The organism is Paenibacillus albiflavus (genome assembly GCF_004344915.1).
In the GTDB taxonomy this organism is placed as follows: Bacteria; Bacillota; Bacilli; order Paenibacillales; family NBRC-103111; genus Paenibacillus_AM; species Paenibacillus_AM albiflavus.
The window spans coordinates 1-7,729 of record NZ_SKFG01000056.1 but is presented as its reverse complement, the minus strand read 5'-3'; the positions used below and the strand labels follow the sequence as shown (position 1 = coordinate 7,729).

8 protein-coding genes, 1 tRNA gene and 1 other annotated feature are annotated in these 7,729 nt (G+C 40.5%); of the genes, 7 read left to right on the top strand and 2 right to left on the bottom strand.

Features of this window, described 5'->3' with window-relative positions:
- Positions 1-22 precede the first annotated feature (22 nt).
- Positions 23-95 (top strand) — tRNA-Phe (locus E0485_RS24090).
- A 213-nt stretch (positions 96-308) separates the two neighbouring features.
- Entirely contained in the window at positions 309-1,223 is a 915-nt protein-coding gene (locus E0485_RS24085; protein ID WP_132420591.1) for a phosphotransferase, read from the top strand.
- Between the two features lie 257 nt (positions 1,224-1,480).
- On the opposite strand, the gene E0485_RS24080 is transcribed toward E0485_RS24085, so the two are convergent.
- Together E0485_RS24080 and E0485_RS24075 are read right to left on the bottom strand one after the other, a co-directional pair.
- Complete coding sequence (locus E0485_RS24080; protein ID WP_132420590.1) at positions 1,481-1,900, bottom strand: VOC family protein; 420 nt, start codon at positions 1,898-1,900, stop codon at positions 1,481-1,483.
- A 19-nt stretch (positions 1,901-1,919) separates the two neighbouring features.
- Complete coding sequence (locus E0485_RS24075) at positions 1,920-2,888, bottom strand: RNA polymerase sigma factor (RefSeq protein ID WP_132420589.1); 969 nt, start codon at positions 2,886-2,888, stop codon at positions 1,920-1,922.
- 625 nt (positions 2,889-3,513) lie between these two features.
- On the opposite strand from E0485_RS24075, the gene E0485_RS24070 reads away from it, so the two are divergent.
- The 5 genes from E0485_RS24070 to E0485_RS24050 all read left to right on the top strand — a co-directional run bounded on the left by E0485_RS24070 (position 3,514) and on the right by E0485_RS24050 (position 7,207).
- Positions 3,514-3,939: a hypothetical protein gene (locus E0485_RS24070; RefSeq protein WP_132420588.1), complete on the top strand. Its 426-nt coding sequence runs from the start codon at positions 3,514-3,516 to the stop codon at positions 3,937-3,939.
- Between the two features lie 205 nt (positions 3,940-4,144).
- Positions 4,145-4,459 carry a hypothetical protein gene (locus E0485_RS24065; RefSeq protein ID WP_132420587.1) on the top strand — a complete coding sequence of 105 codons (315 nt, stop codon included), beginning with the start codon at positions 4,145-4,147 and terminating at the stop codon, positions 4,457-4,459.
- Positions 4,460-5,162: 703 nt separating this feature from the next.
- Positions 5,163-5,804 (top strand): Type 1 glutamine amidotransferase-like domain-containing protein, encoded by a 642-nt coding sequence (locus E0485_RS24060; RefSeq protein ID WP_132420586.1) that lies wholly within the window; start codon positions 5,163-5,165, stop codon positions 5,802-5,804.
- A 370-nt stretch (positions 5,805-6,174) separates the two neighbouring features.
- A complete protein-coding gene (locus tag E0485_RS24055) occupies positions 6,175-6,615 on the top strand; it encodes a GNAT family N-acetyltransferase (protein ID WP_132420585.1) in 441 nt (146 codons plus the stop codon).
- A 148-nt stretch (positions 6,616-6,763) separates the two neighbouring features.
- A complete protein-coding gene (locus E0485_RS24050; RefSeq protein WP_165921283.1) occupies positions 6,764-7,207 on the top strand; it encodes a VOC family protein in 444 nt (147 codons plus the stop codon).
- A gap of 238 nt (positions 7,208-7,445) precedes the next feature.
- Positions 7,446-7,681: a binding site (T-box leader), on the top strand.
- The last annotated feature ends 48 nt before the right edge of the window (positions 7,682-7,729 follow it).

Here is a 7,729-nt window from a genome sequence, read left to right as displayed (position 1 = left end):
AGTGATCATCCATCAAACATAAGGCTCGGTAGCTCAGTTGGTAGAGCATAGGACTGAAAATCCTAGTGTCGGCGGTTCGATTCCGTCCCGAGCCATCATCCAAGGGTCTCGGTTTCCTTAGTACAATTAATAGGCAGATTTGTTGAGTGAGTTTTAAAACAGATGTTTATTAGGGACACGATAGTATAACGTGACAGCAACCGATCATGATGATCGGCTGCCGTTTTCTTAACTAACGGGCAGTTATGCGTAACTTCCAGGGAATGTAAACATCTAAATAACGTAAGGAACGAGGAGGCAGACAATTCATGGGAGGAACGAATGTATGGGATGCGGAGTGGGAGGTTAACGAAGAGCAGGCGCGGACGCTGATCGGCAGACAATTCCCTCAGCTGTCATCGAAGCAAGTGAAGCGATTGGGCTGGGGCTGGGACAATACGGTTTTTCTCATCGGTGACGAGTACGTGTTCCGGTTTCCAAGAAGAACGATTGCAGTTGGCTCGATTCGTATGGAAGGGAAGCTGCTGCCGAAGCTGGAGGCATATATGACCATCCCCTATCCGAAACCGTTGTTTTATGGCGAAGCAAGTGACGAATACCCGGCACCATTTCTTGGCTATGCCTACGTGCCAGGAGATTTCCCAATCGGTTTGACGGAAGAACGCCGGGCTTTATCGGCAGAGACGCTGGCGAAATTTTTGCGGAGATTGCATGAGTTTCCGGTGCAGGCGGCGCTGAAGTGCGGAGTTCAGCAAGATCATCGAAACTTGACGGACATAGCATCGCGCAAAGTGAAATTGGAGGGCTTTCTATCGAAGGTGGTTGAACACTTGTCGCCGGAGGAGTCCGGTGTGATCGAAGCGTATATTAGCAGGCTGCAAAAGGACCGTGTCGAGGCGGTGAATGCACTGCTACATGGCGATCTTCATTTCAAAAATATGCTTGTGAATGAGAACGGGATCGTTTCCGGCATCATTGATTGGGGCGATCTGAGCGTAGGCCATCCGGCTTGCGATTTGAGCGTTGCTTATAGCTTTTTACCACCTTACGCTCGCGGCGTGTTTTTCGAAACGTACGGAGGAGCGGACGAGGAAACGAAGCTGCTGGCGCGGCTGATCGCGGTATACATCCCCGTACTGATCTTAATGCAAGCGGTCGATGACGGAAATGAAGCGATTGCGGCAGAGGCGAAATCCAACATCATGCGGGCACTGTCGGATTAGGCTCATTATTTCGTTGCGGCTATGGGGCTATGGCTATCGGCACCATTTTGTCGTTTAAAGGCCGCGATAAGGTACGATCCGCCTTCTCTGATGCCGCTTTATGTTGAGGAACACGAAATTCAACAGAGTAAGTCGTTGCGCTAACGGGACACGATAGCGTGGAGCTGCCACAAGGACAGCTCCTTTTTAATATTCATCTGCATTAAAGTTATGAAAAGAAAAATGGGTCTTATAGTTATTCAACCCATAATTTGATCCTATTTTTCGTTTGTATCGACTCCACCAAATGCTATTCCATAACCATCCGGATCTTCAATCACGAATTCCTTCCATGGTCCTCCAGGTATGTATATCCACGGTTCAACTACAATGGTTGCACCTTTCGCTTTGAACTCATCGTAAAGAGCGTCTAATTCTGTCCAATTTTCTACATAAGCATACACATTCCAGCCAGCTTTTTCACCGACTCCTGCCCTGTTGGGATGAACATCTTCTGGAGATGCTGCCTGAAGTAACTTGAACGCGATACCTGTTAATCCGTCACGTACCGCCCACCAGTCTGTTACCTCACATCCGAGAACGTCTGAATACCACTTTTTCGATTTTTCTAGATCATTTACTAAAAGTACGGTTAAAGAACTCCCGATTTGTTTACGCTTTTCCCCAATAAATGACATGTTGATTTCCTCCTTATTTTTACGACCATATAACCGGCTCAAGTGGAAGCCCTAGCTCATCCGCTGCCGCATTCATAAATTCCCTGCAGAAATAGTAACAGGACCAATATACAATCTTGCCATCTTGTACTTCGAGGGAGTTAATATCAAAAAGCGCCTTAACGTTACCAGATTCATCTATAATAGTAAATAAAAGCACTGCACGCCCCCAGAGTATAGCGGGCATGGCCTTAATATCGGTTCTCCGCTCACGATCCGGATTAAGTGAAGCTTTTGTTATGACTGATTTACCATATTCCTTGCTGGACATTGCAACAAAGCTGTACACCGCATGGTCGTCGATCAGAGAAGCAAGCCCTCGAAAATCGTATTTGTTATATAAATCTATAAAGCGTTGAACTACTTCCTTATGAATTGTAGATTCTTCTTCGTCTGACTCTGTCCCAACAATAAAATCGCAATCACGAAGTTTTCTTATATTGGACCGGGCTCTACGCAACGTGGCATGAACGGCGTTCTCAGTTGTTGCGAGTAAACTTGCTATTTCTGGAGCAGTAAAATGATAGGACTCCATTAAGATTAGAACGACCACCTGCTTTGCTGGGAGCTGTCTTACCAGCAATTCGATTGCCTCATTTACGATAACGGGGCGTGTTTGATCCTCTACAGATGAAGGTTCGATGGATGTTGCCTCATCCAATGAATCGATTGGAACTCTCCGTTTCCGACATTGGTCGATCCAATGATTCGTCGCCACCCTGAATAAATAAGACTTTGCTTGCAACGGTTGGCCCCGATGTGATATGGCAGATAATGATCCGAATGTTTTAAGCAGCGTATCTTGCAGTAAATCCTCAGCTTCCCAGGGGGAGCCTGTTATTTTACGACAGTAATTCCATAAATCTTCTCGAAACGGACGTACCGTATCCATGAATGCTGCCCATATTTGCTTGGAATCTTCACCAATTTTCTGCAATTCCGTTTTCATATTAGGTTGTTCTCCTTTTTCCAATTTAGTCCTTTCCTAAATATAACGTATTAGTATCCTGATTCCATACCAGTATGCAGAAAAAACTTTTGTCATTAATGAACTAAGAAGATAAATGCCTGAATTTGATGTTTTCGACTCAGACAATATTGGATTGTTTATTGAATTTGATTGGCCTTGATGCCTTTGTCGGATGACAAGAAAATAGTGACATTTCACCCCACCTAATACGACAATCGGTGGCTTGCTGTTGTACATCAGTAATGACAAGAGTAAGGGTTGTTCAGGCATTTTGTGTATGGTGTCCAATGATACAAAAGTGCCGACATAACTTATCGATAAAAAGCTTGATAACTCAGGCTTTTCTTGTTTTATGTAGGAACATTTGCGTCATACAAAAATGCACAAATGTTCCTACATAATCGTTATATGACACAAAGTTACCTACATTGTCGCGTTTGGTAGTTTAAGTGGAAAAACATTCATATTTATGCAAAGTTCTAATCGTACTTTATTGAACTAACGGGCAGGATAACGCAACAAATACGATGTTATAATCGTATAATTATTGGAACGATTGGTAAATTTACTTTTTTTCAAGGCAAAAAGAAAGGAATGTGGAATTATGAAAATAGGGAAAAAATCTTATATCGTAGTTTTCGCAGGGCTGATTTTTGTAACAGGAATAGCTCTATATTCTGAGCCGGGCTTGGACTATCCATATAATTACGGAACTACAGTTCCAGAGAATGAATATCTTGTTAAAGCTTCAGAAGATGGTCCTAATTACCCTGTTAACGAACGAGGACAAACCTATGGTAATGGACCATACCCTGCTGGACCAGATCAAGAACCTGATTTAATTGGTGCAGTAGGTGTGGATGGTATTATGGGATATGTACTGAAAAAAGATTTAGTGGGTGAGCAACCTAAGACACCCGAGGAAGCTCTAGCCATACAAAAGAGTTTGCCCCCAGGTGGTCATAATATCCCGCTATATGACGTTGATGGTAAAACCGTTATTGGTGTCTTTCATATTGGAGGCAATTGATAAAAAATTATTACTTTCAATTTGTTTAAGCTAATGGAGAACGTTACTTAAATAGGATCGCCGTCTGTCGAGCAGTCAGACGATTCTTTTCCTTTACTGAGCTAACGGGCAGTGTTCCGGAGCAACATTAGGAAATGTAGGATACTTCAGTAGGAAGACGAATATTTTAATTGGAAGATGCTTTGAATGTGGAGGTTTTTGATTAATGGGTAAATGGAGCATTATTATTCTGATTCCTTTTATTTTAATAATAATGTTCGTCTCTGGTTGTTCAGAGTCGAAAAAGAGCACGTCATCTTATATAAAGATAACCGAAAAGGGGACTACAGGGAAGCAATATTGGGCTAAAGCGATTGATCCTAACTCTCGCCAACAACAAGAATTTTTATTAACAATTGATAATATGAACACTTGGAATCTTATCGAAGAAAGCAAAGAGTATTTGGCAACTTACGAGTATACTTCACTCTATAAAGGAGCGGACTTGCTAAGCATCAAACATCCTGCAAAACCTAAATGATTAAGGTTTTAAAGTAACTTTTATCCCGTGGTGGACATCTTTGTTGAACTAAACGGGCAGGATAGCGCAAAAGTTTCGCGAATACCCTACATATGGAATTATTTACGAAATTCGTGAATAAGACGTTATCTGCAAGATCTGCCCCAAGAGAATTTTGAGGGTGTAACGTCCGCAACGTCCTGTTGCTTGAAGAGAAATACGTGTATTTTGCTTATAAAGACATGTTTAGAAAGCGGATCGGGGAAGTTAGCATGGCAACAATCAGTAGGACATGTTTTGAAAGTGAAACAAGAAGTAAGTGTGGCAACATTCAGAAAAGACGTGTTTTAAAAGCGAATCAAGAAGTAAGCGTGGCAACATTTAGCAAGGACATGTTTTGAAGGTAAATCGGGAAGTCAGCATGGCAATATTCAGTAAGAATATGTCGTGAAAGTGGTTCGAGAGGTCAATGAAATAATAGTTGAAATACATATTTGTGAAAGTAAACACAAGATTCAAGTCATTGACTCCGTTAACATGGAAATATATTTCTCACACTATACTTCCATGTTATGGTAATGTAGATTAATGTAGATGGTTTATGAAAATTGTACAAGCGATTGTAAGTGAAGTGGCTGAAGAATCGTTCATCTTTCAGCGTGTATAAAATGTTTTATCGTTAAGAATGGATGAATGTAAATAGTACATATGGAGGTAATTACTTATGAAAACTCACTATTACTTAGATTGGTTTTATGATAAGGGCTTTTCTGAGAAGTTAGTCAATGTGTTGCATGAAGATATAACAGACAGAAAATCGCTTGTTATAATTAGTGCTAAATCGCCTGATTATGAAGATGAGCAGGTTAATGTTGATGATGTTTTTGAGAGGACATGGTTTAATCAGGCTAACATTTTTTTTGATGAATATCATTTAATTGATCACCGTACGCAGAAGGAAGATGCCCAGCGATTAATTCAAAACGCCTCTGTCGTTTTTTTATGTGGAGGAAACTCTCGGCACCAAAAACACCTTTTGATGAAAAATGAATTATCGGATTTGATTAAAATAAGTAATGCTGTTGTAATGGGAACAAGTGCTGGTGGGATGAACATGTCCGATGAATATTTGTTTAAATGCACTGTTTATGAAGGTATGGCTCTTAATCACTTTTCTTTTGAAGCTCATTTTGATCATGACACCGCGTTGATTGAGGAACGTTTCCCTTTATCAGAAAAAATGGATATTTATGTGGCGGCAGACAAAGATGGTGCTGTACGTGTAAAGAACAGTAAAATCGACATTATAGGCAATGTATATTTAATTTCCCACTCAAAGATTCAGAAATTGGTTGAGACGCTCTAATTAAGGTGAATGGCTGTGACTAACAGAATTAATTCCTTTGATGTATAAAATCAGGACTTACAGCGAATCATCTCAGGCTTCCTCTCTATGATTGGAATACTCTTTTTAAACAGATGCAATCTTATTATCCCCCCATGACTTATTGTTGGGCAGAAATGATAAATTTTTGACCGCCTTCAATGGCGGTCTTTCTATGCTCGGCGGATGCTAGATGCTCATTTTATTGACGGGACACGATAGTTGAATCATGATATAGAGGCAGCTGGTCAAACGATCAGCTGCCGTTTTCATTGAAGTAACGGGAGGATAATTTATTCGATTCACGAATATGTAAAACCAATATATCATTACTGAAAGGTAGGACAATATTATGAATGATAATTTACAAGAAGATTTGGTGATTTCAAAAGATTGGTCTAAGGAAGATACTAAGGCTGTCTGCGATGGTTTGATAAAACATAACAGAAGAAACGCTCGACCTTTAGATGAACAATGGAGTGATACGATTAACCTTATTTTGAAAACTAAGGATGATGAGGTTGTAGGTGGAATTATGTGTAATATGTTCATGTATTGTTTGTACATCGATGTATTATGGGTTGATGAAAAGTACAGAGGTCAGGACTATGGTTCAAAACTTATTGCAGGAGTTGAGGAAATAGCAAAGGGAAAAGGATGTATTTTAGTTGAAACATGTACATATAGTTATCAATCTCCTGGTTTTTATGTTAAATGTGGATATGAGATATATGGTATTCTGGAAGGATTTCCAGAAGGAATAAAGAAGTATCAATTGAAAAAGGTACTATAGAACAATCGCCCCTCGGTTCGTTCCGATTTTAATTACGCTAACGGGAAACGATAGTTCATGACAAGGCTGCCAGTTCGATTGGCAGTCTTGTTGCGCTAACGGGCAGGATAGTTGAATGAAGTCGCGAAAAGTACATAGGTTGAAGAAAATGTTAAATAAAAAAACGAATGGTGCAGATGTGATCGGTTACTGCTGTATGAGATTTCCAGTCACAAATTTGAAAAAATCGGTGGATTTTTATTGCGATGCGTTGGGGTATGAATTGATTTCAGCAGACTATTCGTTTGGAGAGGCGCATATTGGATTGAAGAATGGAAACGGTCCAGGTATTTTTTTGATGGAAACCAAACCGGAAGACGTCACACAATTGAAGTTTGAATTTCCGCGTTCATTCTTTATCACAAGCAGCACGGGGCACGTGACGATGATTGAATTACTTACAAATGATTTGCTTGCTTTGCATGGACGGATTAAACAAGCAGGAGCCCACATCGATAAAAATCCAGAATTCACTAATGATTTCGGTTATTTTACCTTTTATGATCCAGATGGGCACTTTATTCGGGCGGTCGAAGAAAGAGGCGTGAGTTGAAACAAAGAATGAGTTTCGACACTCAAACTTGGATCATTCCCGCATGTTACCCATCGGATTGAGCTAATGGGACACGTTACTTAAAAAGGATCGCTGGCTGCCAAGCAGTTAGACGATTCTTTTTCTTTGCTGAAGTAACGGGCAGATTAGTATAATGGTTCCGTGATTTTATCTTTTTAATTCCAACTATTGACACCAAATAGTTATTAAAGTAGAATGATGAAAATTACATAGCGATGTAAATGCTTTGATGGAGAAAAGTATTTCAATGCCTTCTTACAGGGAGGAAACGCCGGAGATTGAGAGCGTTTCTAGGGAAATGGGTTGAATGAAGTTCGCTCCGGAGCAGTCCCTTGAAACCTTTTCAGGCAAGTAGAGGTGTCCGGTTTAACCGTTATTCATTAAAGTGAGAGCTTTTTTTATTTGTTTAAAAAGCTCTAAAATAGGGTGGTACCGCGGCTCCTCGTCCCTTTGGACGAGGGGCTTTTTGTATTCAATTAAGTAGATAATGGGTTCCCTTTT